Annotated in this window: 26 protein-coding genes and 4 pseudogenes; 24 read left to right on the forward strand and 6 right to left on the reverse strand. The window is 63.4% G+C overall.

Annotated features, from left to right (window positions below):
* On the reverse strand, nucleotides 1-269 hold a 269-nt coding region (locus G473_RS0102015), incomplete at its 3' end, for a transposase (protein ID WP_029011731.1).
* Between the two features lie 74 nt (nucleotides 270-343).
* On the opposite strand from G473_RS0102015, the pseudogene tnpC reads away from it, so the two are divergent.
* Nucleotides 344-1,786, forward strand: a pseudogene (gene tnpC, locus G473_RS24590) (IS66 family transposase); the annotation flags it as partial.
* A 306-nt stretch (nucleotides 1,787-2,092) separates the two neighbouring features.
* On the opposite strand, the pseudogene G473_RS31160 reads toward tnpC, so the two are convergent.
* The 3 pseudogenes from G473_RS31160 to G473_RS31170 form a co-directional block, all read right to left on the reverse strand.
* Nucleotides 2,093-3,142 (reverse strand): annotated as a pseudogene (locus G473_RS31160) (transposase).
* Nucleotides 3,057-3,272: pseudogene (locus G473_RS31165) on the reverse strand (hypothetical protein); the annotation flags it as partial. The pseudogenes G473_RS31165 and G473_RS31160, both read right to left, overlap by 86 nt.
* 20 nt (nucleotides 3,273-3,292) lie before the next feature.
* Nucleotides 3,293-3,559, reverse strand: a pseudogene (locus tag G473_RS31170) (transposase); the annotation flags it as partial.
* Nucleotides 3,560-3,636: 77 nt separating this feature from the next.
* Between G473_RS31170 and G473_RS0102030 the strand changes: the two are divergent.
* Nucleotides 3,637-3,957, forward strand: a complete 321-nt coding sequence (locus G473_RS0102030; RefSeq protein WP_051329792.1) for an IS5/IS1182 family transposase — start codon at nucleotides 3,637-3,639, stop codon at nucleotides 3,955-3,957.
* A 315-nt stretch (nucleotides 3,958-4,272) separates the two neighbouring features.
* On the opposite strand, the gene G473_RS24600 is transcribed toward G473_RS0102030, so the two are convergent.
* Nucleotides 4,273-4,743, reverse strand: a complete 471-nt coding sequence (locus G473_RS24600) for a response regulator (protein ID WP_051329793.1) — start codon at nucleotides 4,741-4,743, stop codon at nucleotides 4,273-4,275.
* Nucleotides 4,744-5,167: 424 nt separating this feature from the next.
* Here G473_RS24600 and nifH point away from each other — a divergent pair, with 424 nt between their 5' ends.
* From nifH to G473_RS0102095, 11 genes are all read left to right on the forward strand, one after another.
* Nucleotides 5,168-6,052, forward strand: coding sequence for a nitrogenase iron protein (nifH, locus tag G473_RS0102045; RefSeq protein ID WP_029011733.1), 885 nt, complete (start codon nucleotides 5,168-5,170; stop codon nucleotides 6,050-6,052).
* Between the two features lie 71 nt (nucleotides 6,053-6,123).
* The gene (nifD, locus tag G473_RS0102050; protein WP_029011734.1) at nucleotides 6,124-7,629 is read left to right on the forward strand and encodes a nitrogenase molybdenum-iron protein alpha chain; all 1,506 of its coding nucleotides are present in this window, start codon (nucleotides 6,124-6,126) and stop codon (nucleotides 7,627-7,629) included.
* Nucleotides 7,630-7,708: 79 nt separating this feature from the next.
* Complete coding sequence (gene nifK, locus G473_RS0102055) at nucleotides 7,709-9,268, forward strand: nitrogenase molybdenum-iron protein subunit beta (protein ID WP_029011735.1); 1,560 nt, start codon at nucleotides 7,709-7,711, stop codon at nucleotides 9,266-9,268.
* 77 nt (nucleotides 9,269-9,345) lie between these two features.
* Nucleotides 9,346-10,791: a nitrogenase iron-molybdenum cofactor biosynthesis protein NifE gene (gene nifE, locus G473_RS24605; RefSeq protein ID WP_035705085.1), complete on the forward strand. Its 1,446-nt coding sequence runs from the start codon at nucleotides 9,346-9,348 to the stop codon at nucleotides 10,789-10,791.
* A 5-nt stretch (nucleotides 10,792-10,796) separates the two neighbouring features.
* Entirely contained in the window at nucleotides 10,797-12,191 is a 1,395-nt protein-coding gene (nifN, locus tag G473_RS0102065; RefSeq protein ID WP_029011736.1) for a nitrogenase iron-molybdenum cofactor biosynthesis protein NifN, read from the forward strand.
* Nucleotides 12,188-12,583 carry a nitrogen fixation protein NifX gene (gene nifX / locus G473_RS0102070; RefSeq protein ID WP_029011737.1) on the forward strand — a complete coding sequence of 132 codons (396 nt, stop codon included), beginning with the start codon at nucleotides 12,188-12,190 and terminating at the stop codon, nucleotides 12,581-12,583. The genes nifN and nifX overlap by 4 nt, the downstream gene beginning before the upstream one ends.
* 7 nt (nucleotides 12,584-12,590) lie before the next feature.
* Complete coding sequence (locus G473_RS0102075; protein ID WP_029011738.1) at nucleotides 12,591-13,061, forward strand: NifX-associated nitrogen fixation protein; 471 nt, start codon at nucleotides 12,591-12,593, stop codon at nucleotides 13,059-13,061.
* A 21-nt stretch (nucleotides 13,062-13,082) separates the two neighbouring features.
* Complete coding sequence (locus tag G473_RS0102080; RefSeq protein WP_029011739.1) at nucleotides 13,083-13,283, forward strand: CCE_0567 family metalloprotein; 201 nt, start codon at nucleotides 13,083-13,085, stop codon at nucleotides 13,281-13,283.
* A gap of 26 nt (nucleotides 13,284-13,309) precedes the next feature.
* The gene (gene fdxB, locus G473_RS0102085) at nucleotides 13,310-13,603 is read left to right on the forward strand and encodes a ferredoxin III, nif-specific (protein WP_029011740.1); all 294 of its coding nucleotides are present in this window, start codon (nucleotides 13,310-13,312) and stop codon (nucleotides 13,601-13,603) included.
* A 10-nt stretch (nucleotides 13,604-13,613) separates the two neighbouring features.
* Nucleotides 13,614-14,234, forward strand: a complete 621-nt coding sequence (locus G473_RS0102090; protein ID WP_029011741.1) for a nitrogen fixation protein NifQ — start codon at nucleotides 13,614-13,616, stop codon at nucleotides 14,232-14,234.
* Between the two features lie 30 nt (nucleotides 14,235-14,264).
* Entirely contained in the window at nucleotides 14,265-14,684 is a 420-nt protein-coding gene (locus tag G473_RS0102095) for a Rieske (2Fe-2S) protein (RefSeq protein WP_210163205.1), read from the forward strand.
* Between the two features lie 27 nt (nucleotides 14,685-14,711).
* Here G473_RS0102095 and G473_RS0102100 read toward each other — a convergent pair whose 3' ends face one another.
* Entirely contained in the window at nucleotides 14,712-15,302 is a 591-nt protein-coding gene (locus G473_RS0102100; RefSeq protein ID WP_029011743.1) for a hypothetical protein, read from the reverse strand.
* A gap of 294 nt (nucleotides 15,303-15,596) precedes the next feature.
* Here G473_RS0102100 and G473_RS0102105 point away from each other — a divergent pair, with 294 nt between their 5' ends.
* The 11 genes from G473_RS0102105 to nifA all read left to right on the forward strand — a co-directional run bounded on the left by G473_RS0102105 (nucleotide 15,597) and on the right by nifA (nucleotide 25,616).
* Nucleotides 15,597-15,917, forward strand: coding sequence for a HesB/IscA family protein (locus G473_RS0102105; RefSeq protein WP_029011744.1), 321 nt, complete (start codon nucleotides 15,597-15,599; stop codon nucleotides 15,915-15,917).
* Nucleotides 15,918-15,949: 32 nt separating this feature from the next.
* Nucleotides 15,950-16,252, forward strand: coding sequence for a NifU family protein (locus G473_RS0102110; RefSeq protein ID WP_029011745.1), 303 nt, complete (start codon nucleotides 15,950-15,952; stop codon nucleotides 16,250-16,252).
* 48 nt (nucleotides 16,253-16,300) lie between these two features.
* Nucleotides 16,301-17,482: a cysteine desulfurase NifS gene (nifS, locus tag G473_RS0102115; protein ID WP_029011746.1), complete on the forward strand. Its 1,182-nt coding sequence runs from the start codon at nucleotides 16,301-16,303 to the stop codon at nucleotides 17,480-17,482.
* Nucleotides 17,483-17,495: 13 nt separating this feature from the next.
* Nucleotides 17,496-18,623: a homocitrate synthase gene (gene nifV / locus G473_RS24610; protein ID WP_035705070.1), complete on the forward strand. Its 1,128-nt coding sequence runs from the start codon at nucleotides 17,496-17,498 to the stop codon at nucleotides 18,621-18,623.
* A gap of 17 nt (nucleotides 18,624-18,640) precedes the next feature.
* A complete protein-coding gene (gene cysE / locus G473_RS24615; protein ID WP_084437579.1) occupies nucleotides 18,641-19,402 on the forward strand; it encodes a serine O-acetyltransferase in 762 nt (253 codons plus the stop codon).
* A complete protein-coding gene (gene nifW, locus G473_RS0102130) occupies nucleotides 19,389-19,739 on the forward strand; it encodes a nitrogenase stabilizing/protective protein NifW (RefSeq protein WP_029011747.1) in 351 nt (116 codons plus the stop codon). Before cysE ends, nifW begins: the two co-directional genes overlap by 14 nt.
* Nucleotides 19,740-19,910: 171 nt before the next feature.
* On the forward strand, nucleotides 19,911-20,765 hold the full coding sequence (locus tag G473_RS0102135) for an electron transfer flavoprotein subunit beta/FixA family protein (RefSeq protein WP_029011748.1): 855 nt from the start codon (nucleotides 19,911-19,913) through the stop codon (nucleotides 20,763-20,765).
* Nucleotides 20,766-20,791: 26 nt separating this feature from the next.
* Nucleotides 20,792-21,895, forward strand: coding sequence for an electron transfer flavoprotein subunit alpha/FixB family protein (locus G473_RS0102140; RefSeq protein WP_029011749.1), 1,104 nt, complete (start codon nucleotides 20,792-20,794; stop codon nucleotides 21,893-21,895).
* Nucleotides 21,896-21,907: 12 nt separating this feature from the next.
* Entirely contained in the window at nucleotides 21,908-23,212 is a 1,305-nt protein-coding gene (locus G473_RS0102145; RefSeq protein ID WP_029011750.1) for an FAD-dependent oxidoreductase, read from the forward strand.
* Nucleotides 23,203-23,523 carry a ferredoxin family protein gene (locus tag G473_RS0102150; protein ID WP_245579970.1) on the forward strand — a complete coding sequence of 107 codons (321 nt, stop codon included), beginning with the start codon at nucleotides 23,203-23,205 and terminating at the stop codon, nucleotides 23,521-23,523. The genes G473_RS0102145 and G473_RS0102150 overlap by 10 nt, the downstream gene beginning before the upstream one ends.
* A gap of 329 nt (nucleotides 23,524-23,852) precedes the next feature.
* The gene (nifA, locus tag G473_RS0102155; RefSeq protein ID WP_084437580.1) at nucleotides 23,853-25,616 is read left to right on the forward strand and encodes a nif-specific transcriptional activator NifA; all 1,764 of its coding nucleotides are present in this window, start codon (nucleotides 23,853-23,855) and stop codon (nucleotides 25,614-25,616) included.

Raw genomic sequence — 25,616 nt, forward strand, 5'->3', positions numbered from 1 at the left:
AGGATTTCATTCGCCTGGCGCAACTCCCGGATCTCCCGTTCCTGCGCCTTCAGTTTCTCCAGCACATCCAGCGGAACGCCGGCACGGCTGCCGCTTTCCACCTCCGCTTTCTTGACCCACTCATTCAGCGTATGCGCCGAACAGCCGATCTTGGACGCCACGGACGACACCGCTGCCCATCGCGACGGATGATCCTTCTCGTGATCCACCACCAGCCGAACAGCCCGCTCGCGCACCTCAACTGAAAACTTGTTCGTTGTCTTGCTCATCGTAGCCCCATCCTCTCAGGAGTTGGAGCCGCCGACAATCCCGGCGCGGTTCAGCCGGTGAACGGGCGATCGAGATTGAACGGCTGCGTTTGGCCCTGGCCAAGGCCCGGCGGGAGCTTTACGGCCAATCCTCCGAGCGGGGCCGGCTGCTGGTGGAGCAGTTGGAACTGCAACTGGAGGAGTTGGAGGAGACCAGCACCGAGAACGAGGTGGCCGGCGAACTCGCCACACCCATTCCCGCCCTTGCCGTCACGCCGCGCAAGCCGGCCCGGCGGCCGCTGCCCGAGGCGCTGCCACGGGAGCGGATCGTGCATCCGGGGCCTTGTGTTTGCGACCGCTGCGGCGGCAGCGCCTTGCGCAAGATCGGCGAGGATGTGCTGGAGAGCCTGGAGTGCGAACCCCGCCGCTGGAAGGTGGTGCAGCATGTCCGGGAGAAGTTCGCCTGCCGGTCCTGCGAGGCGGTGAGCCAGACGCCGGCCCCCTCCCATCCGATCCGGCGTGGGCGGGCCGGCCCCAACCTGCTGGCCATGGTGCTGGCCGGGAAATATGCCCAGCACCTGCCGCTGCACCGGCAGAGTGCCGCCTATGCCCGTGAAGGGATCGACCTGGACGTCTCCACCCTGGCCGACTGGGTTGGAGCGGCGGCGGCAACCCTGGCCCCGCTGGTGGCGGCGATACAGTCCCATGTTCTGGATGCTGGCCGCCTCCATGGCGATGACACCCCGGTACCGGTCCTGGCCAAGGGGAAATCCGCCACCGGCCGGCTATGGGTGTATGTGCGGGATGATCGGCCGTTCGGCGGCAGCGATCCTCCCGCCGCCCTCTACCATTATGCCCGCACCCGTGCCGGCGAACATCCGCAGCGCCACCTGGCCGGCTGGGCCGGAATATTCCAGGCCGACGCCTACAGCGGCTATGCCGGCCTCTACGACCCTGCCCGCAAGCCCGGCCCCCTCCAGGAGGCCGGATGCTGGAGCCATGTCCGTCGCCGGTTCTTTGACCTGGCCAAGGACGGCAAGTCGCCCCTGGCAGCCGAGGCCGTGACGCGCATCGACGCGTTGTTCGCCATCGAACGTACCATCAACGGCCTCGCCATCGCGGAACGTGCCGAAACCCGCCGGGAGAAAAGCCGGCCCCTGATCGACGATCTGAAGCAATGGCTGCGCCACGCATGTGCCCGCCTGTCGCCCAAGTCGGATCCTGCCAAGGCCATGGACTATGCCTTGAAACGTTGGGGCGCCATGACCCGGTTCCTGGAGGATGGGCGCATCTGCATGTCGAACAATGCCGCCGAACGCGCCCTGCGCGGCATCGCCGTCGGACGCCGGAATTGGACCTTCTGCGGCTCCGATGCCGGCGGCGACAGGGCCGCCGCCATCTACACCCTCATCGAGACCGCAAAGCTCAACGACGTCGACCCTCAAGCCTGGCTCGCCGACGTCCTCGCCCGCATCCACGACCATCCCGCAAAGGCCATCGCCGACCTCCTGCCCTGGAACTGGAAGGCAAATGCCTGAATGGGCCTACGCCGGACGCTTACCAAGAGCAAAAGCTTGCTGGGGTTTTTGCTGTCCGGAAAACCCACCCCAAAACATCGCCTAGCTACCATATACCCGGATTCATCACGGAAATTTTTTTGCCGGAGAGATCGGTCGCATTTGGCCTCCGGCGCCGGGTTGGGGGTTCGATTTTTCGGCTCAGGGCTTCGCGCAGAACCGGGACGAAATCCAGCCTCGACATAATCGCGCCGAATGGCAGCCAAAGGGTGTAAATCTTGTTGCGAGCGGGCGTGCCTCATCATTCCCTTCGATCGGGCCCTTCGATCAGGCGGTCAGTTTTCGCTCGCTGGAAGCAGAGGGAGTCAGGGTGAGGCCAGGGCGCGCCAGGCGGTGAAGAAGATGTGCTGGACAGGGCAGGCGTCGGGCATGGAAATCCGGATCCGCCGTACCGAGGTGACCACCCGGGCACCGATTTTCAGCAGCTTCTGCCGGATGGTATGGGGGGCGGCCTTGGGCCAGGTCGGTGGCTTGCAACGCCATCAGCCGCAATTGCGTCATCAGCACATAGGCGAAGCCGGCCAGGATCAGCCGGGTCTGGTTGGTCTTGAAGGCATGGGCCGATGCCCGGTATCCGAAAAGATCGAGCTGGCAGTCCTTGATCCGGTTCTCCATATCGCCGCGCGGGCAGTACAGCGCCGTGTAGATCGTCTAGGCCAGCCGGTCGCGTGGCGGCTTGTCCCCTTGGCTTTCCGCCCTGTCGCGGGCTTGGGCCATGGAATCGATGACGGCAAGCGCGTTCCAGTCCAGGGAGGTGACCAGAAACCGGCAGCTTTGTTCCTTCTCAGACCGGTGCAGCACCTTGGCGATGACGTGGCGGGGCCGGGCCCAGTTGCCCGAGCGGGTCTGGTGATGGAAATTCCCGAAGAGTTCCGCCGTTTCGCCCGTGGCCAGGAATGCCATCGCCGCGCGTGAGCGGATCTTGCGGGCCTTATGCAGGAGATAGTCGTTGTGCGGCAGGCCGAAAATATAATCGACACCGTTGGCCTCGCACCAGTTCATCAGGTTCGCGCGCGCGAACCCGGAATCCCCGCGCACCAGGATGCTCACCTGGGGCCAGTGGCGGCGGATGTTGCCCACAACCCGCTTGATGGTTGCCTTGGCCCCTTCGGCACCGTCCACATTGCCGGGGCGCAGTTTGGAGAGCAGCAGATGCGGGCCACAGTAAATATAAAAGCGGCAAAAAGCAGCGATGCTCATAATAACCGTGGAAGAAGCTGCCCCGCTGATGCCCATGCGTTTCAATATCCATCGCGTCGATATCCAGGATGATCTGCTCCGGCGTTGTCGCATAACTACCGGTGAACAGCTCGACATATAGATCCTGCGGACGCGACGGCTGAACGGTGAATTTGTGATAACGCCGGTCGGCCTCCTCGAAACGCCGCTCCAGCCGACCCAGCGTCGAACTCCCGGCCAGCGCCGGCAGCGGCGCGCCACCCGGCACCTGGCCGCCGCTGTTACCTTCAACAGCGGATCGTTGCGCATCCGGTCGTGATCGTTGAGGTCCTCGTACCCCAGCGCCATGGCGATGACCCGCGGAGCCAGCAGATCGGGCAGCGGATGCGTCACCTGCTTACGGTTGCGCCGGTCCTCAAAGCAGGCCGCCATCCGCTCAAACAAATTCAGCCGACCGGCCGCCTCACGCAACAGCAGCCCGCCCGCATCCGAGGTGATTTCTCCCCCGTCAAACGCCCCCATGACCACCCGCCGACCATGATCCGTAAACCGCATCCCGAAAAAAACCCTGTAAATTATTAACCGCTCCAAAATAATGGTAATTACTTGTTATCAAACATAAATCCGGAAAAATGCCGACCGCCGGTGACAAATCCGGGATTACCCAGGCCGAGACCAAGGATTGCCGCTACGTCCTGGCTGACAAGGGATATGACAGCGACAAACTGCTGGCCAAAATCAGGGAAAAGGGCGCAAAGCCGGTCATTCCCGGCAGAAAGTCACGCAAGAAGCCCATCCGCTTCGACAAGGTCCGGTACAAGTTCCGATGGATGGTCGAGGCCGTCTTCTGCCGCCTCAAGGATTTCCGCCGCGTCGCCACCCGATACGACAAGCGCGCCAGAAATTTCTTATCCACACTCGCCATTGCAACCATCGTGGCGTACTGGACCTGATTAAGTCTGGACCCTAGGGCTGGCTTTGGCCTTGATCCTCGGTTTCATCCCGGCCGGTGCAGCCATGATTGCGGACATTATCGTTGCGTTGATTATGTTGGGGACTGGCCTGTTCGGCTTCTGCCTAGCCTAGCGGCAGCTGGGGCTGAAGTCCTGCCGCTCCGCATGACATCCGACCCGATTAGAGGGACAAGTCGATGAACTCACCCTACGGGTCAACTTTTGACGCCTATACAGACTCAAAATTCAATGCTGATTGACATGCCGACGCTTACTTTTCGCGGGAACGAACGGTCGTTGAAACGGGCCTATCATTTATGAACCGGTCCTTTCAGGTCGCATGATGGGGAATGCGCTGACCATGCCAAGTGGGATCAGCGGCGCCGCCCCGCACCGGCAGAGAACCGTGTCGACCTTGCGCCGGACGGCCTCCAGCGTCAGCGGCTTTAGCAGCACTCCATGGATGTCGGGGGCAAGCGCCTTGACCACTTCTGCTTCCTCCGATGGGGCACAGGTGATCAGCAACCTGACGCCGGGAAAGGCCTGCTGGAATTCCCCAACCAAGCCCGCGCCACGTGTCGCGATGAAGGATGCACCCAGCAGCACCAAATCGGGACGCAACCAATCGATCCCCTTGGCATAAGCTTCTTCCGGTGTGGACAGTTCATGAGTCTCGATTTCGTCATGCAGCATGAACTGCAAGGCCGCTCGGGTGACCTCGTCCGCGTCCACGACAAAGACCCGTCGCTGATCCACGGCTTTGGTTGTTTCCACGCCAATTTGCATTGCCTTGTCCTCCGACCCCGTTCCCGTCATGGGACATTGGTTGATATCGTTGACACTTAAGCAAATTCCGTTCCGCGCGCGTGGGACACGGGAAACCTTGATTTGCCGTGACGGAGGTACGCGACGGCTTGTTCCGTTTGCGACAGGCTGACATTGGCTGTCGGGTTCGACACATCTTTGTCGGATGGGGTTTATTCTTAATATAGTGAACAAAATCAATATTTTGAGAATTTTTGGCCAGTTGGCACGCCAGTTGCTCCATTCCGCATCGGCTAGTGAGGGCTGAGTACACGCCTACGCGCTGTCGAGCGATGTGCTCCTTCCCGACATCCGCTGAGCCAACTTCTGCGAACGAGGATCGTTCCGGCGGATGCCGGGGCGGCATTGGCAATCGGCTTAACTATCGGTTCAAGGAGAACTCTCAATGTCGGCTCTGCGACAGATCGCTTTTTACGGCAAGGGTGGCATCGGCAAGTCCACCACCTCCCAGAACACCCTGGCGGCCCTGGCCGAGATGGGGCACCGCATCCTGATCGTCGGTTGCGACCCCAAGGCGGACAGCACGCGCCTGATCCTGCACGCCAAGGCCCAGGACACCATCCTCTCCCTCGCCGCCGCCGCCGGCAGCGTCGAAGATCTGGAGATCGAGGACGTGATGAAGGTCGGCTACCAGGACATACGCTGTGTGGAATCCGGCGGTCCGGAGCCGGGCGTGGGCTGCGCCGGCCGCGGCGTCATCACCTCCATCAACTTCCTGGAGGAGAACGGCGCTTATGAGGATATCGACTATGTCTCCTACGACGTGCTGGGCGATGTGGTGTGCGGCGGCTTCGCCATGCCCATCCGCGAGAACAAGGCGCAGGAGATCTATATCGTCATGTCCGGCGAGATGATGGCCATGTACGCGGCCAACAACATATCCAAGGGCATCTTGAAATATGCCATGTCCGGCGGTGTGCGCCTGGGTGGCCTGATCTGCAACGAGCGCCAGACCGACAAGGAATTGGAGCTGGCGGAAAACCTGGCCAAGAAGCTGGGCACGCAACTGATCTATTTCGTGCCGCGCGACAATATCGTGCAGCACGCCGAACTGCGTCGCATGACGGTGCTGGAATATGCGCCGGAATCCGATCAGGCCAACCATTACCGGGAACTGGCCCGGCGCATCCACAACAATGCCGGCAATGGCGTCATCCCCACCCCCATCACCATGGACGAGCTTGAGGACATGCTGATGGAGCATGGGGTGATCAAGACCATCGACGAGAGCCAGGTCGGTAAGACCGCGGCCCAGCTCGAACTGGCCTGATCGGCGGAACCCGGGTCCGGCTGGGCTATCCCGCCGGACCCTCCCTTCCCGGGTAACATGAGGGCAGTCACATGAGCATGTCTGAAACGCAGAATGTTGCGGAGATCAAGGCCCGCAACAAGGAGCTGATCAACGAGGTCTTGCAGGTTTACCCGGAGAAGACCGCGAAGCGCCGCGCCAAACACCTGAATGTGCATGAGGCCGGCAAGTCCGATTGCGGGGTCAAATCGAACCTGAAATCCATTCCCGGCGTCATGACCATTCGTGGCTGCGCCTATGCCGGGTCCAAGGGGGTGGTCTGGGGGCCGATCAAGGACATGATCCATATCAGCCATGGCCCCGTCGGCTGTGGCCAATATTCCTGGGCGGCGCGGCGTAACTATTATATCGGCACGACGGGCATCGACACGTTTGTGACCATGCAGTTCACCTCCGACTTCCAGGAAAAGGATATCGTCTTCGGCGGCGACAAGAAGCTGGCCAAGATCATCGACGAAATCCAGGACCTGTTCCCGCTGAATAACGGCATCTCCATCCAGTCGGAATGCCCGATCGGCCTGATCGGCGACGATATCGAGGCGGTGTCGAAGGTGAAGTCCAAGGAATATGAGGGCAAGACCATCGTGCCCGTGCGCTGCGAGGGCTTCCGCGGCGTGTCGCAGTCGCTGGGCCACCATATCGCCAACGACGCCATCCGCGACTGGGTGTTCGACAAGGCCGAGGGCAAGGACGCACCGGCCGGGTTCGAGGCCACGCCCTATGACGTCGCCATCATCGGCGACTATAATATCGGCGGCGATGCCTGGTCGTCGCGTATCCTGCTGGAAGAAATGGGCCTGCGCGTCATCGCGCAATGGTCGGGCGACGGCACGCTGGCCGAGCTGGAGGCCACGCCCAAGGCCAAGCTGAACGTGCTGCACTGCTACCGGTCGATGAACTACATCTCCCGCCATATGGAGGAGAAGTACGGCATCCCCTGGTGCGAATATAATTTCTTCGGCCCCAGCAAGATCGCGGAATCGCTGCGCAAGATTGCCAGCTATTTCGACGACAAGATCAAGGAAGGGGCCGAGCGCGTCATCGCCAAGTACCAGGCCCTGGTCGACGATGTCATCGCCAAGTATCGGCCGCGCCTGGAAGGCAAGACGGTGATGCTGTTCGTGGGCGGCCTGCGCCCCCGCCACGTCATCGGTGCCTATGAAGATCTGGGCATGGAGGTGGTCGGTACCGGCTATGAGTTCGGCCATAACGATGATTATCAGCGCACAGCCCAGCATTATGTGAAAGACGGCACGCTGATCTATGACGACGTGACCGGATACGAGTTCGAGAAGTTCGTTGAGAAGGTCCAGCCCGATCTGGTCGGGTCCGGCATCAAGGAGAAGTACGTCTTCCAGAAGATGGGCGTGCCGTTCCGCCAGATGCATTCCTGGGATTATTCCGGCCCCTATCACGGCTATGACGGCTTCGCCATCTTCGCCCGGGACATGGACATGGCCATCAATGCCCCGGTCTGGAAGATGGCCGAGACGCCCTGGAAGGCCAAGCCGAAACCCCACCTGATGGCCGCCGAGTAAGCGGCCTCCGCCCCGTCCCGGCGCCTCTTTGCAGGGCGACGGGACGGTCCCGGATAATCCCTTGGAAGGGTTCAAGATCATGACGCAGAGTGCAGAAAATGTGCTCGACCATTTCGAGCTGTTCCGTGGTCCGGAATATCAGAGCATGCTGGCCAACAAGCGCGAGCTGTTCGAGAACCGGCGCGATCCCGCCGAGGTGGAGCGGGTGCGGGAATGGGCCAAGACGGCCGAATATCAGGAAAAGAACTTCGCCCGCGAGGCGCTGACCATCAATCCGGCCAAGGCCTGCCAGCCGCTGGGTGCCGTGTTCGCCGCGGTGGGGTTCGAGGGCACGCTGCCCTTTGTCCATGGATCGCAGGGCTGCGTTGCCTATTACCGCAGCCATTTCTCCCGTCATTTCAAGGAACCGACCTCCTGCGTTTCCTCTTCCATGACGGAGGATGCGGCGGTGTTCGGCGGCCTGAACAACATGATCGACGGGCTGGCCAATACCTATTCCATGTACAAGCCCAAGATGATCGCCGTTTCCACCACCTGCATGGCAGAAGTGATCGGCGACGACCTGAACGCCTTTATCAAGACGGCCAAGGAAAAGGGCTCCGTACCCGAGGCGTTCGACGTGCCGTTCGCCCATACACCGGCCTTTGTCGGCAGCCATGTCACGGGCTATGACAATGCGTTGAAGGGCATTCTGGAACATTTCTGGGATGGCAAGGCCGGTACGGCACCCAAGGTGGAACGCCAGCCCAATGGCAAGATCAACTTCATCGGCGGCTTTGACGGCTACACTGTCGGCAATATCCGCGAGATCAAGCGCATCTTCGACCTGATGGGCGTGGAATACACCATCCTGGGCGATAATAGCGATGTCTGGGATACGCCGACGGATGGCGAGTTCCGCATGTATGACGGCGGCACGACGCTGGAGGATGCGGCCGCCGCCGTCCATGCCAAGGCAACCCTCTCCATGCAGGAATATTGCACCGAGAAGACGCTGCCCTTCATCGCCGGTCATGGCCATGAGACGGTTTCCTTCAATCACCCGGTCGGTGTGGCGGGCACCGACCGTTTCCTGATGGAAGTGGCCCGTCTGACCGGCACCGAAATCCCCGATGCGCTGGCGCGCGAGCGCGGCCGTCTGGTCGATGCTATCGCGGACAGCAGCTCCCACATCCATGGCAAGAAGTTCGCCCTGTATGGCGATCCCGACCTTTGCCTGGGGTTGGCCGCATTCCTGCTGGAACTGGGCGCGGAGCCGACGCATGTCCTGGCCACCAATGGCAGCAAGGGTTGGGCGGCGAAGATGCAGGAACTGTTCGACAGCTCGCCGTTTGGGAAGAACTGCAAGGCCTATCCGGGCCGCGACCTGTGGCACATGCGGTCGCTGCTGTTCACCGAGCCGGTGGATTACCTGATCGGCAATACCTACGGTAAATATCTGGAGCGTGACACGGGCACGCCGCTGATCCGCATCGGCTTCCCGATCTTCGACCGGCACCACCACCACCGCTATCCCGTCTGGGGCTATCAGGGTGGCCTGAACGTGCTGGTGCGCATCCTGGACAAGATTTTCGACACGTTCGATGCCAACACCAACATCCCGTCGAAGAGCGATTACAGCTTCGACATCATCCGCTGATCCCGTCTCCCGCGCGTTGCGGCGTCCTCATTCAGGGGACGCCGCTCACCATCCAAGCGACCGCCAGGAGAACCGGCATGACCACCCTGTCCGCCACGATCCAGGAAGTGTTCAACGAACCGGCCTGCGGCAAGAACGCGGCCAAGTCGGAGAAGGAACGCAAGAAGGGCTGCACCAAGCAGCTTCAACCTGGCGGGGCGGCGGGGGGCTGTGCTTTTGACGGGGCCAAGATCGCCCTGCAGCCCCTGACCGATGTTGCCCATCTTGTCCATGGGCCGATCGCGTGCGAGGGCAATTCCTGGGACAATCGCGGGGCCAAATCGTCGGGCCCCAGCCTGTGGCGCACGGGCTTTACCACCGACATCAACGAGACGGATATCGTCTTCGGCGGGGAAAAGCGGCTTTACAAGGCCATCCGCGAGATCATCGAGAAATACGACCCGCCGGCCGTCTTCGTCTATCAGACCTGTATCCCGGCCATGACCGGCGATGACATCAATGCCGTGGCCAAGGCCGCGTCAGCGAAGTTCGGCAAGCCCGTCATTCCCATCAACGCCCCCGGCTTTGTCGGCCCGAAGAACCTGGGCAACAAGCTGGCCGGCGAAGCCCTGCTGGACCATGTGATCGGCACGGTGGAGCCGGACTACACCACGCCCTACGACATCAACATCATCGGCGAATATAACCTGTCCGGCGAACTGTGGCAGGTGAAGCCGCTGTTGGATGCGCTGGGCATCCGCGTCCTGTCCTGTATCTCCGGCGACGGGCGCTACAGGGAGGTTGCGCAGTCGCATCGGGCCAAGGCGGCAATGATGGTCTGTTCCAAGGCCATGATCAATGTCGCCCGCAAGATGGAGGAACGCTATGGCATCCCCTTCTTCGAGGGTTCTTTCTACGGTATCGGCGACACCAGCGACAGCCTGCGCGAGATCGCGCGGCTGCTGGTATCGCGCGGGGCGCCGGCCGAACTGCTGGACCGCACAGAGGCGCTGATCGCGCGGGAGGAGGCCAAGGCCTGGGCCAGCATTGCCCCCTTCAAGCCCCGGTTTGCCGGCAAGCGGGTGCTGCTGATCACCGGGGGCGTGAAATCCTGGTCGGTGGTGGCGGCCCTGCAGGAGGCGGGTCTGGAGATTGCCGGCACCAGTGTCAAGAAATCCACCAAGGAAGACAAGGAACGCATCAAGGAACTGATGGGCGAAGACGCCCACATGATCGAGGACATGACCCCGCGCGAGATGTACCGCATGTTGAAGGACGCCAAGGCCGACATCATGCTGTCGGGCGGGCGGTCGCAGTTTGTGGCGCTGAAGGCGGCCATGCCCTGGCTGGACATCAACCAGGAACGCCACCACGCCTATATGGGGTATGTCGGCATGGTCGATCTGCTGCGGGAGATCGCCAAGACCCTGTTCAACCCTGTCTGGGAACAGGTGCGCCGGCCCGCCCCCTGGGATGACCCGGCAGACAATTGGCAGGCCCGCGCCCTGGCGGAAGTTGTCGCCCCCCAATTGGCGGCGGAGTAGGGGCCATGGCCAAGGTTACCCATGTCAAAAAGGCCTGCACGGTCAACCCGCTGAAGATGAGCCAGCCCATCGGGGCGGCACTGGCCTTCATGGGCTTGCGCGGGGCCATGCCGCTGCTGCATGGTTCGCAGGGCTGCACCTCTTTCGGACTGGTCCTGTTCGTCCGCCATTTCAAGGAGGCGATCCCGCTGCAGACCACGGCTATGAGCGAGGTGGCCACGGTGCTGGGCGGCTATGAGAATGTCGAGCAGGCCATTCTCAATATCCACAAGCGCACCAAGCCGGAAATCATCGGCATCTGTTCGACCGGCGTCACTGAGACCAAGGGTGATGATGTCGAAGGCTATATCCAGCTGTTCCGTGAGCGCCACCCGGAGCTGGCTAGCCTGCCGCTGGTCTATGTCTCCACGCCCGATTTCAAGGATGCGTTCCAGGATGGCTGGACCAAGGCGGTGACGCGCATGGTGGAAGTGCTGGTGCGCGTGCCGGCACCCGGTGCCGTGCGTGACCCGGGCCGCATCGCCGTGCTGCCGGGCTGTCACCTGACGCCGGGCGATCTGGAGGAATTGCGGACCATCATCGAGGATTTCGGCCTGCGGCCTAGCTTCCTGCCCGACCTGTCCAGATCGCTGGACGGCCATATTCCGGAGGATTTCACGCCCACCACCATTGGCGGCATCGGCGTGGATGAGGTGGCGACGCTGGGCGAGGCCGCCTGGGCCGTGGCCATCGGGGAGCAGATGCGCCCGGCGGCCGAGGCGCTGCGGACACGCGCAGGGGTGCCGTTCCGCCTGTTCCCGCGCCTGTGCGGGCTGGCAGCGATGGATGAATTCATCATGTTCCTGTCGGCGGCCAGCGGCCGGCCCGTGCCGGCCAAATACCGGCGTCAGCGCGGCCAGTTGGTCGACGCCATGCTGGACGGGCATTTCCACATCGGCGGGCGCAAGCTGGCCATTGCCGCCGAACCCGACCTGCTGGCCGATGTCGCCGGCATGCTGCGTGAGATGGGGGCCGAAATCACCGTGGCGGTGACCACCACCCATTCGCCTGTCCTGTCCGGGATCGATGCGGCGGAGGTGCTGATCGGCGATCTGGAGGATCTGGAGCGGCTGGCCGGCGAACGCGGCTGCGACCTGCTGGTTACCCATTCCCATGGCCGCCAGGCGGCGGCGCGGCTGGGCATTCCCTTTTTCCGTGTCGGCATTCCCATGTTCGACCGGCTGGGGGCCGGGCACCTGTTGACGGTCGGCTATCGCGGGGTCCGCGACCTGATCTTCACCATCAGCAACCTCGTCATCGCTGATGCCGAGCAGAACCATCAGCCCACGCCCGAAAGCTGGCGGCTGACGGAAGAGGATGGCGCCGCCGATGGCGCCCAGCAGAAAGGGCAAGCCGCATGAAAATCGCCTTCGCCACGCAGGACCTGAAACGGGTTGATGCCCATTTCGGCTGGGCCCGCAACATTGCCATCTACGACCTGCAGCCCGAGGGTCACCGCTTCCTGGAGGCGGTGGAGTTCGCTGGCGACCTGCAGGAGGATGGCAACGAGGACAAGCTGGCGCCCAAGATCGAGGCGATCAAGGATTGCGCCATCCTCTATGTCGCCGCCATCGGCGGGTCGGGAGCGGCGCGCGTCGTGGCCAACAATATCCACCCGATGAAGGTCAACCAGCCAGAGCCGATAGAGGATCTGCTGGAGAAGCTGCGCGACGTGCTGAACGGCACGCCGCCGCCCTGGCTGCGCAAGGCCATGGGCAAGGGCACCGCCCGGACACTGGATTTTGAGGAGTGATGACGCCATGACGGAATTGATGGAACTGTCGCCCGACCAGGCGGCCGCGCAATCGCCCTTCATCCGGCAATTGGTGAAGATCTGGCGTGCCCAGGATGCGCACGGCACCTGGGACGGCAAATCCGACCTGGATTTGCTGGAACCCTACATCATCGACAAAGCCCAGCGCCGCCTGCTGCCAATCATGGGCGATCCCGACCCGGAGACGATCTGGCGGCTGGAACTGTTCTTCAACGCCATCGCCTTGTCGATCGAGCTGGGAACCGGTGTGATGGTCTCTCCCATGCTGAAGATGAGCCATGAAGGGTTCGGCCGCATGGTGCTGATCGGCGGGCGGCTGGTCGTGGTGAACAAGCAGTTGCGCGACGTTCACCGCTTCGGCTTCGACAGCCTCGCCAAGCTGGCAGAGGAGGGGGCCAAATATGTGCAGCAGGGCGTGGAGATGATCGGGCGTTTCCCCGACGTCGCCCGCTACTGACCCGGTGCCGGAGGATAAGACATGAGCGACATGGATGCCTTGAAGACCGAGATCAAGAAGCTGTCGGCCAAGGCCATGCAGGCCAAGATGGACCTGCATGACCTGTCGGAGGAACTGCCCGTCAACTGGACCTCCATCCTGGACGTGGCCCAGCGCACCCATAGCGCGTTTGCCGAACTGGAAGCCAAACGATCCCGCCTGAAAGCCTTGGAAAGCGCCTGAGCCGCAGCCCCTGAAAGGAACCACCGATGTCTGCCCCCTTCACCCGCGATGGCCGGTCCTGGCAGCCGGACTTCCTGATCGCCATCGATCCCAAGCGCTGCATCGGCTGCGGGCGCTGCTTCAAGGTCTGCGGCCGGGGCGTCATGGAACTGAAGGGGCTGAATGAGGAAGGGGAACTGGTCGCGCTTGATGATGACGACGATGAGGAAATCGAGAAGAAAGTGATGGTAATGGCCGATGCCGGGGCCTGCATCGGCTGCCGGGCCTGTGCCCGCGTCTGCCCGGCCAATTGCCAGGTTCATTCACCCGTGGCGGCATAAGGAGGGGGCGATGCGTGCGGGCGAGGCCTATTCCTGGCTGATGGCGCGGACCTGCGATGGGGCCTGCGACGCGTTTGACCAGCATGTCGTTGCCTGCATCCTGTCGCTGGCCTGGGATGAGGCCGTGATCGACGGCGCCAGCCTGCCGGAAGGGCTGGGGCTGGACGGTGACGCGGCTGCGGGTCTGATCGTGCGGCTGTTTCCCGATGCCTTTCCCGCCCTGGCGCCCCTGGTGCCGGGGCCGGCAGCGCTGGGCGATGATGAGAGAGCGGTGCGCGACCTGCTGTGGATGTATGCTGATGGCGGCACCGGGCTCCAGCGCTGCCTGTCGGCGATGATCGCGCGGCGCTGCACCCGGCCCAACCATCTCTGGCAGGATCTGGGCCTGCGCAACCGGGGGGAACTATCACAGCTGATGCGCAGGCATTTCGGCCTGCTGGCGATGCGCAACAGCCAGGACATGAAATGGAAGAAATACCTTTACCGCACCATCTGCCGGGCAGACGGGTTCAGCCTGTGCACGGCCCCCGTCTGCACCGAATGTGATGATTTCGACAGTTGCTTCGGCGCGGAGGAGGGGGAGGCGGTGCTGGCCCATATCCGTTCCGACCGGCCGCGTGTCCCCGCTTGACCAACTATCATCCGCCAAGGAGGTCCCGCCATGAATGTGCCCTCCGACATTGCCTATGCGCTGTGCCGGCTTGACGACATTCCCAGCCGCAAGGCGCGGGGCTTCCATCTGCTGCGGCTGGAGGAGGACGGGATGGCCCGGCCCTGGACCATCATCGTTGTCCGTTGGGGCCGGCAGGTGGTCGGCTATGTCAATCGCTGCCCCCATGACGGGGTACATCTGGACTGGGAACGCAACCAGTTCCTGGACCCCGACGGCACGCGCCTGATGTGCGGCAAGCATGGGGCCCTGTTCGATCTGGGCACCGGCGCCTGTGTCGATGGTCCCTGCCGCGGCCAGTCCTTGACGCCCGTTTCGCTGACGGTGCTGGACGGCGATATCTGTGTGACGGGCGTGACCCTGGCCGAAGAGGATGAGCCGGCGCTGATGTGCGAGGCGGAAGGGGTGTGAGGGCACCCCTTCCGCCTCCCGTTTTCATCAAACCGGCCGGTTGGCGTTGCGGTTCTTCACGGGTTCCATGCGCGCCACCCCGTCAGCGAAGCTGAGGAAGGGATATGTGGCATCAAAGCGGGCCGCCACGTCCAGAACCACGTCCAGCTTACCGCCCGTATCCAGCTTTTTGATGTCGTTCTTGTCGATGCCCATCAGGTCCATCATCTCCTTCCAGACGGTGGATTCATCGCAGGGCAGGATCAGATAGGTGATGTTGTCGATCACCACCCGGTAGCTGGCCAGCAGATCGATATTATTGCAGAAGATGAAATACCGGCCGTCGGGCCGCAGCAGGCCGCCCAGCACCTCGGCCACCGTTTCCAGATAGGCGAAGGAATGGATATAGCCGGCCAGCACGGGCAGGGTGGTCTCACCTTCCTGTGCTGCCGTCAGCACCTGTTCAATCGAGAAATCCGGCGGGCGCTTCTCGTCGGCGATCTGCGGCTGGAACTTCAGGGCGATATCGCCGCGGAAGCCGAAACGGCCGGGATGGCTGGTCGGGCCCTTCAGCACGGCGTTGAACAGGCGCCCTTCCTGATCCAGGCGGGCAAGGGCGGTCTTGTCGATGGTGGTCATGGGCGCAACGCTCCTGTTTGACGGCAAGGGACAGCCCACGGGAAAGGGGCGTCGCCCCACCCTTGCAATCCCTCTGCCGGTTTGGTCGGGGCAGGACAGGTGCTTCCAACACCTGGATTTATCTGTGATCGCGTGCCAGTTGCGTCGGTTCCCGCCCTGTCGGGTTTGCGACAGAAGCGCGACAAACACGACAGCGATGAAGGAAAAGCCCAAGGCTTTTCAAGGAACTGTGTGGTGGCACGCACTTTGCTTTGCTGGGGGTGTCCCGCAAAATGGCATCAGAGGGTAATTCCCATGATCACCTTGACCCCCAGCGCCCTGAACGCCGTCCGCAGCGCCATTTCCGGTGCCGCCAATCCGGCCGGCGGGCTGCGCATCGCTGTCGATGCCGGCGGCTGCGCCGGCTACAAATACATGATGGGTCTGGCGGGCGAGGCGGCGCCCGAAGACAAGGTCATCGACCAGGATGGCGTGAAGGTCTTTGTCGATACCAACAGCCACGCGCTGCTGGACGGCACCACCATCGATTTCGTCGTGGCCCTGGAAGGGTCCGGTTTCACCTTCGACAACCCGAACGCCAAGTCCAGCTGTGGCTGCGGCAAGTCGTTCGGTTGAAGCCTGCCATCGCTTGCGACAGGAGCCTTCCCATGCTCGTCCCCGACATTGCATTCGACAAAGCCCCGCCATCCGGCACAGAGACGGAGGATCCCCGTTTGCAGGTGGTTCGTGCCGCCATTGAAGAGATACGCCCCGGCCTGCGCCGGGATGGCGGCGATTGCGAATTGCTGGGCATGGAGGGCGATACCGTCCGGGTCCGGCTGTCGGGGGCCTGCGTCATGTGCCGGCTGTCCACCGCCACGCTGGACGGTATCCAGGCGCGGGTCGTGGAGAGGCTGGGCGCCTTCGTGCGGCTGGTCCCGGTGATGGGGCGGACGACCGGAGCGCACTGACGCCGGCGACCGGTCCCGCCCTCCCTCCCTGGCTGAAAGGGTGGTCCCATGCAGCATGTCTATCTGGACAATAACGCCACGACACGCACGGACCCGGAAGTGGTCAGCGCCATGCTGCCCTATTTCGACGTGCATTTCGGCAATGCCTCCTCCAGCCACCGGTTCGGATCGGCGGCGGCGGACGGGGTGCGGCAGGCGCGGCGGCAGGTGCAGGCCCTGCTGGGCGCGGCGCAGGAGCAGGAGATCATCTTCACCTCCGGCGGGACGGAGGCCAACAACATGGCCCTGCTGTCGGCGCTGGAGACCCAGCCCGACCGGGACGAGATCGTCGTCACCGCCGTGGAACATCCGGCCATCCTGTCGCTGGCGACCCATCTGGCCAAGACGCGGGGTGTGACCTTGCGGGTGGTGGAGGTGGACAGTCAGGGCCGGCTGGACCTTGATCAGTTCGACGACTATGTCGGATCGCGCACGGCCCTGGTGTCGGTCATGTGGGCCAATAACGAGACGGGAACCCTGTTTCCCATCGCCCGCCTGACCGAGCGTGCCCATGCCTTCGGTGCCCTGTTCCACACCGATGCGGTGCAGGCGGCCGGCAGGGTGCCGATCAACATGGCCTCGGTGCCGGTGGACATGCTGTCGCTTTCCTCCCACAAGCTGCATGGGCCCAAGGGTGTTGGCGCCCTCTATGTCCGCAAGGGCGTCGCCCTGCGCCCGCTGCTGCGCGGTGGACGGCAGGAACGCGGGCGCCGGGCGGGGACGGAGAATGTGCCCGGCATCGTCGGGTTCGGCGCCGCCGCGGCCCTGGCATCCCGGTATCTGGAGGTGGAACAGGGCTGGGTCGGCGCGCTGCGCGACCAGTTGGAGCAGGGGTTGATGCAGCGCATCGGCCAGGCCCACGTGCTGGGCGATATCCACCACCGGCTGCCCAATACCAGTTCCATGGCTTTCGACTATGTGGACGGTGACGCGCTGCTGCTGCTGCTGGACCGGGTTGGCATCGCCGTTTCCTCCGGCGCGGCCTGCGCGTCGGGAGCCATGGAGCCATCGCATGTGCTGCGCGCCATGCGTGTTCCGGCCAACGCGGCGCGCGGCGCCATCCGTTTCTCACTGTCGCGTGACACAACGACCCCGGATATCCACCGGGTGCTGGAGGAATTGCCCCCAATTGTCGCCCGTCTGCGCGCGAACTCGCCCCTGTGGCGGGACCATGCGCCCGTCCCCGCATAAGGAGAGGCACAAGATGCTGAACGCACCCCCCATCATCATCAATGACAGCACGCTGCGCGATGGCGAGCAGGCGCCCGGCGTGGCCTTCACGGCGGAGGAGAAGCTGGCCATCGCCCTGAAGCTGGAAGCCGCCGGCGTGGATGAGATTGAGGCCGGCATCCCCGCCATGGGGGATGAGGAAATTGAGGCCATGGCGGCGGTGGGCGCTGCTTTGACACGGTCGGCTGCCATCGCCTGGTGCCGGATGACGGAGGCCGATGTCGACGCGGCGTTGCGAACCGGCCTGAAGCGCGTGAACCTGTCGGTTCCTGTCTCCGACCTGCAGATCCGGGTGAAGCTCAACGCCACGCGCCCGGATATCATCACCCGTATCCGCCGCGTCGTCTCCTACGCCCGCGATCATGGGCTGGAGGTGGCGGTGGGCGGCGAGGACAGCAGCCGCGCCGATGTGGATTTCCTGCTGCGCGTCATCGCTGCGGCGGAGGAGGCGGGTGCCCACCGGTTCCGTTTCGCCGATACGGTCGGCATCCTGGACCCGTTCCGCACACATGATATTTTCCGCCAGCTTTGTGCCGAAACGGACCTGGAACTGGAATTCCATGGGCATGACGATCTGGGTTTGGCCACCGCCAATACCCTGGCCGCCGTGCGCGGTGGGGCCAGCCATGCCAGCGTCTGCGTCCTGGGCCTGGGCGAGCGGGCCGGCAATGCAGCGCTGGAAGAGATTGTGGCCGCCCTCGGTCCCATCGCCGGCCGCCGGTCCGGCGTGGACCTGAAACAGTTGACGGAACTGGCCGAACTGGTGGCCGCTGCAGCTGGTCGCCCCATTCCGGCCGCGAAATCCATCGTCGGCCCCTCCGTCTTCGCCCATGAATCCGGCATTCATGTTTCCGGCCTGCTGCGGGACCCGGAAACCTATGAGGCGTTGAATCCCGCCTGGTTCGGGCGGGTGCGCTCCATCGTGCTGGGCAAACATTCCGGCATGGCCGCGATCATCAATGCGCTGAACGCGCTGGGCGTGTCCCCGGAGGAGAGCCGGGCAAGGCGGGTGCTGGAGCAGGTGCGTAACAGCGCCATCGTCTGGAAACGCCCGGTCAGCGACGGGCAGTTGCTGGGCTTCTACGAGGCGGTCGGCGACTGACCCGGGGGGAGGGCAACATGGCTGGAAAGGCTCACCTGCCCGGCCTGTTGGCCCTGGTCGGCGAGGATATCGGGTGCGTGAAGGCGCGCGACCCCGCCGCCCGGCACCTTTTTGAGATCGTTCTGACCTATCCGGGTCTGCACGCCATCATGCATCATCGGGTGGCCCATCGGCTTTGGCATCGGGGCTTGCGCTTTCCGGCGCGGTTTCTGTCCTGGTTCGCGCGGCTGGTGACCAATGTCGATATCCATCCCGGTGCGTGTATCGGGCGGCGCTTCTTCATCGATCATGGCGCCGGCGTCGTGATCGGGGAAACGGCGGAGATCGGTGACGATGTCACGCTCTATCACGGGGTGACGCTGGGCGGGACAAGCTGGTCGCCGGGCAAGCGGCACCCCACCATCGGGGACGGTGTCCTGATCGGTGCCGGGGCGAAGGTTCTGGGGCCGATCCAGGTCGGCGCCGGGTCGCGTATCGGTGCCAATTCGGTGGTGGTGGAAGATGTGCCGCCCGACATGACGGTCGTGGGCATTCCCGGCCGCATCGTGCGTGATCCCCGCTGCCGCAAGGCCGTGGCCGGCCGCATCGATCTGGAACACCACCTGATCCCCGACCCGGTGGGCGAAGCACTGGTTCTGATGCTGGACCGCATCACCTTTCTGGAGGCGCGACTGGCCCATATGCAGGGCCGGTCCCTGTCTTCCCGCGAAACTGTCGGGGCCACCGGAACCGATTTTCGCGTCCAACACAAGCAGGGGACCGGCCATGGGCATCCTTGATGAGTTATCCCGCCTTTCCTCGGCGGAGGATTTCTTTCTGCATCTCAACGTGCCTTACGATCCCGCCGTGGTGCGGGTTGCCCGGCTGCACATCATGCGGCGCATGGGCCAATATCTGCGCGGTTCCGATGTCGATGGCGACCTGACCGGAGCAGACGAGGCCGGCCTGCGGGACCTGTGTCGGGCGCATCTGGAACAGGCCTATCAGGATTTCGTCGCCTCCAGCCCCATTGCCGAACGGCTGTTCAAGGTGCATCGCGACGCCGTGGCGCCCAAGGCCCCGGAGCCGAAACCCTTCGTACCCCTGGCGGCGTTGGGCGCGTTGAAGGTGCCCTGACGCATCATCGGTGCAGACCCGACAGGTCTGTCGGGTCTGCGACAAAGACCGTCAGGCCAGCGAAAGTGGCGATGGGCGTGAAATCAATCAGTTAGGTGCAATCAGCCGGTTGGCGCGCCCCTTGCAATCAGGGGTACAGGATCACAGCGGCGAGGGACGGGAGATTTGAACATGCACATCGTCGTCTGCCTGAAACAGGTTCCCGACAGCGCCCAGATCCGGGTTCACCCGGTGACCAACACGATTATGCGCCAGGGCGTGCCCACCATCATCAATCCCTATGACCTGTTCGCGCTGGAAGAGGCATTGCGCCTGCGCGACCGGTTGGGGGGAGAGGTGACGGTGCTGACCATGGGGCCGCTCATGGCCGAGGACTCGTTGCGCAAGGCGCTGACCTTTGGTGCCGACCGTGCCGTCTTGCTGACCGACCGGTCCTTCGCCGGGTCCGACACGCTGGCCACCTCCTATGCCCTGTCCATGGCCCTGACCAAGATCGGCCAGGAATTCGGGGGCCCCCCGATCGTCTTCACCGGCAAACAGACCATTGATGGTGACACGGCCCAGGTCGGCCCCGGCATCGCCAAGCGCCTGGGCCTGAACCAACTGACCTATGTCGCCCGCATCTGCGATCTGGACCCCCAGGCGGGAACGATCAGCGTGGAACGCCGGGCCGAAGGCGGGGTGCAGGTGCTGGAAACACGGATGCCCGTCCTGATCACCATGCTGGAAGGCACCAATGAGATGCGCCGCGGCTCCTTGGACGATGCCTATCGCGCGGCGCGCTCGCAGATCGTGAAATGGAGTGCGGCCGATGCCGGCATCACCGAACTGGCCAAATGCGGCCTGAAGGGCTCGCCCACCATCGTCAAGAAGGTGTTCGCCCCCCAGGCGCGGGCCGAGAAGGTGCAGCATATCGCCAGCAGCGACCTGTCCACCGATGCGCTTGCGGCCAATGTCATGGCCGCGATCTTCCAGAAGCAGCCGGCGCTTGAGGGTGACCTGCTGCGCTTTGCCGCCGGGCAGTGATCCTACGGCCAGAGAGGAACCAGACCATGAGCGACGCACCGAAGACCGATACCCCGAAGACCGCCGCCGGCCGGGCCGGCACCAAGCGTGAACTGCCTGAGCATTTCAAGGCCTACCGCCATGTCTGGGTGGTGATCGAGTGTGAGCACGGTATCGTCCACCCGGTGTCGCTGGAACTGCTGGGCGAGGGGCGCAAGCTGGCCGACAAGCGCGGCGTGGAACTGGCCGGCGTCGTGCTGGCGGGGGACCCTTTGACCGCAGCACAGGTCTCAGCGGCGGCCTTCGAACATGGCGCCGATCTGGCCTATGTCATCACCGACCCGATCCTGGCCCACTACCGCAACGAATCCTATACGCGGGCCATGACCGATCTGGTCAATAGCTATAAGCCGGAAATCCTGCTGCTGGGCGCCACCAATCTGGGGCGCGATCTGGCGGGGTCGGTGGCCACGACGCTGCTGACCGGCCTGACGGCGGATTGCACCGAACTGGCCATCGATGATGAAGGGTCGCTGGCGGCCACGCGGCCCACCTTCGGCGGTTCGCTTCTCTGCACCATCATGACGCTGAATTACCGGCCGCAGATGGCGACGGTGCGGCCGCGCGTGATGTCCTTGCCGGAGCGCCAGCCTGGTCGCTGGGGCCGCATTGTTGAACATCCCCTGAACCTGACCGAAGCGGACATCATCACCAAGGTTCTGCGCTTTGTGGCCGACCGGGAGAGCGACAAGGCGCAACTGGCCTATGCCGACATCGTCGTGGCCGGCGGGCTGGGCCTGCGCTCGGCGGAGAATTTCCAACTGGTGCGGTCGCTGGCCGAAGTGCTGGGGGCCGAATATGGCGGGTCTCGCCCCCTGGTGCAGAAGGGCTGGATCGGTGCCGACCGGCAGATCGGCCAGACAGGAAAGACCATCCGGCCCAAGCTTTATATCGCCGCCGGTATCTCCGGCGCCATCCAGCACCGGGTGGGGGTGGAAGGGGCGGATACCATCGTCGCCATCAATACCGACCCCAAGGCCCCCATTTTCGAATTCGCCCATCTGGGCGTGGTGGCGGATGCCATAGAGCTGCTGCCGGCCCTGACCCGGGCCTTCAGGGCGCATCTGTCGGTCAACCGCCTTGCCGGCTGAAGGAGGCTTTCCATGATCGAGGAACGGTTTGATGCCATCGTCGTCGGCGCCGGCCCGTCGGGCAATGCCGCCGCCTATACGATGGCCAAAGAGGGGCTGAGGGTTCTGCAACTGGAACGGGGGGAATATCCCGGTTCCAAGAATGTGCAGGGTGCCATCCTCTATGCCGACGCGCTGGAGAAGATCATCCCGGATTTCCGGGAGGATGCGCCCCTGGAACGTCATGTGATCGAACAGCGGCTGTGGACCATGGATAATGGTTCCCATGTCGGCATGCACTACCGTTCCGACGATTTCAACGAGGAACGCCCCAACCGCTACACGATCATCCGCGCCCAGTTCGATCGCTGGTTCAGCGGCAAGGTACGGGAGGCGGGGGCCGTGCTGCTGTGCGAGACGACGGTGACCGAACTGCTGCGCGACACAGCGGGTCGCGTTATCGGCGTGCGCACCGACCGTGGCGGCGGCACGGCCTTCGCCGATATCGTGATCCTGGGCGAGGGGGTGAATGGTCTGGTGGGCCAGCGCGCCGGCCTGCGCCCGGAACTGAAGCCCGACACCGTGGCGCTGGCCGTGAAGGAAATGCACTTCCTGCCAAGGGAAACCATCGAGGCGCGCTTCAACCTGAAGGGCAATGAAGGCGTGGTGATCGAGGCCATGGGCACGATCACCGACGGGATGACCGGAACGGGCTTCATCTACACCAACCAGGAATCCATCTCCATCGGCATTGGCTGCATCGTGTCCGACTTCACCGAGAGCAGCTGCACCCCCTACGGGCTGCTGGAGGCGTTCAAGCGCCATCCGTCCGTGCAGCCGCTGCTGGAAGGATCGGAGTGCAAGGAATATGTCGCCCACCTGATCCCGGAGGGGGGCTACAACGCCATGCCGCAGCTTTATGGCGACGGCTGGATCGTGGTGGGCGACGCCGGCCAGTTCGTGAATGCCGTCCATCGCGAAGGCTCCAACCTGGCCATGACCACCGGACGCGTTGCGGCGGAAACGGTGGTTTGGCTGAAGCGCCGGCGCGAGGAACTGAGCAAGGCCAATCTGGCCGAGTATCAGCGGCGCCTGGAAGAGACCTTTGTGATGAAGGACATGAAGAAGTATCGGAAAATCCCGAGCCTTCTGCATCACAACAGGCAGTTCTTCAACCTTTATCCGAAGCTGCTGAGCGGTGCCGCGCAGACCTGGTTCCGGGTCGATGGCATCGACAAGCGCACCAAGGAAAAGCAGATTTTCCAGTCGTTCCGCGCCGGCCGGAAGCTCACCGGCCTGATCGGCGACGCCTTCAAACTGGCGAGGTCATGGCGATGATGAACATGGTGGAAGGGGGCGGCAGCGCCCCGGTCAAGGTCGAGGAACGGCTGTTCCAGAACCGCTATATGGTGGATGCGGGCCGCCCCCATATCCGCATCCGTCCGCACGAGACGCCGTCAAAGGCGCTGCTGGCCATGACCCGACTCTGTCCGGCCGGCTGCTACAGCGTCAATGACCGTGGGCAGGTGGAGGCCGTGGTGGACGGTTGTGTGGAATGCGGTACCTGTCGCGTCGTCACGGCCCAGACCGGGGAGTTGGAATGGAACTATCCCCGTGGCGGCTTCGGCGTGCTGTTCAAGTTCGGTTGACCGTATATGCGGGGGGTGCTGCTGTGGCAACGTCGCCCATGATCATGCCGCGCACGCGAAGGTGCGTCGCTTGTCACCACCGTCGACGCAAGCAGCCTCATGGCACCGAGGGGCCGCGTTCAGGTTCAGAAATCGTTCGGATTCATGTATTTGCACGGCAATAATTTGCCTGGTGAATATTGTATTTAATTTGCGTCACTCTGGTGAATCCGCTTGCGAGTTTCTTTTGCACCTGCGAACCTGTCTGCTGGTTGCATCGTTTGATGAGCATCACCGCCCTCGCTATGCATCCTTATCGGTAGGCCTCGAGACACGAAAGGGTTCGTGCGATGCCTATGGTCACTTCCGTTTCGCAGAATGATGCCACGTCCCCGCCGTCAGCCCCTGGCATGGAGCGGCAACGTACCAACGGTTATTCATCCCGTGCCGATATCGCGCTGCACGGGGTGTATGAGATTTCCAAGATCCTGGCGGTTCCCAACCGACTGGAAACGACCCTGTCCAATGTGCTGGCATTGCTGTCCAGTTTCCTGGAGATGCATCACGGCATCATCGCTCTGTTAAGCGAGGACGGGACGCCACAGATGGTAGTGGGGCTCGGCTGGACAGAGAAGAACGCCAAGCAATATTTTGACCGGTTGCCGGAACGGGCGATCGGACAGATCGTCACGACCAAGATGCCGGTGGTGGTGGGCAATGTAGCGGACCATCCGCTGTTCGACGACTGGTCGGCGCCTGAATGGGGGGAAACGTCGCGTGTTTCCTTTATCGGCGTGCCCATAAAGGACCGTGAACGGGTTATCGGCACCCTGACCCTGGACCGCACCTGGGATGCGCAGGCGACCTTCCGGCTGGACGAGGATGTGCGGTTCCTGGTGATGATCGCCAATCTGGTGGGCCAGACGGTACGGCTGCATGACCTGATCGCCCGCGACCGCGAGCGGTTGATGACCGCGCAGCGGATGCTGGAAAAGGAATTGTCGCAAACCGTGCGTCCGGAGCGCGATCCGGGACCAGCCGGCATCGTCGGTGACAGCCAAGCCATCCGGGCCGTGATCGACAAGATCAAGATTGTCGCCCGCAGCAACTCCACCGTGCTGCTGCGCGGGGAATCCGGCACCGGCAAGGAGCTTTTCGCGCGGGCGACCCATGACCTCTCGTCCCGTCGTTCGGGACCTTTCATAAAGCTCAACTGTGCGGCCCTGCCGGAAAGCATGCTGGAATCAGAATTGTTCGGGCATGAGAAGGGCGCCTTCACCGGCGCCTTGGCGCAACGCAAGGGGCGGTTTGAACTGGCCCATGGCGGCACCCTGTTCCTGGACGAGATCGGGGAGATCTCTGCGTCATTCCAGGCCAAGCTGCTGCGGGTGCTGCAAGAGGGGGAGTTCGAGCGGGTGGGCGGGACGCGGACCCTGAAGGTCGATGTGCGGCTGGTCTGCGCCACCAACCGCAACCTGGAGGAAGCGGTCGCCCGCGGGGGGTTCAGGGCCGATCTTTATTACCGGATCAATGTCGTTTCGATCTTCCTGCCGGCCCTGCGCGATCGGCGTCAGGACATCATGCCACTCGCCGGGGAGTTCCTGCGCCGGTTCAATGACGAGCATGGTACCGCCAAGACGCTCAGTGGGTCAGCGCGTGCCGTGCTGGAAAGCTGCTTCTTCCCCGGCAATGTCCGTGAGTTGGAGAATTGCGTGCGGCGGACGGCGACCCTGTCGCGGGCGTCGGGCATCAATGCCGACGATTTCGCCTGCCGTCATGATGAATGCCTGTCCGCGACCCTGTGGCAGGGGGCGATCGGCCCCGGGAACGCCCTGAAGATCATTTCACGTCCGACGGTTCCTGTTGCGCTGCCACCGCAGCCCGCGCCCATTGATGAAGGGCCGGACGACGCCACCGGCTTGCCAGGCGCCTGTCCGCAAGCTGCCACCTGTTCGGCAGCGCAGGGCGAGCGGATGTCGGAACGGGAGCGCATTCTGCAGGCGATGGAAATGGCCGGCTGGGTGCAAGCGAAGGCGGCCCGGCTGCTGAACCTGACCCCGCGTCAGGTCGGTTATGCCCTGACCAAGCATAATATCCAGGTCAAGAAATTCTGA

The sequence above is a fragment of the Niveispirillum irakense DSM 11586 genome (assembly GCF_000429645.1).
In the GTDB taxonomy this organism is placed as follows: domain Bacteria; phylum Pseudomonadota; class Alphaproteobacteria; order Azospirillales; family Azospirillaceae; genus Niveispirillum; species Niveispirillum irakense.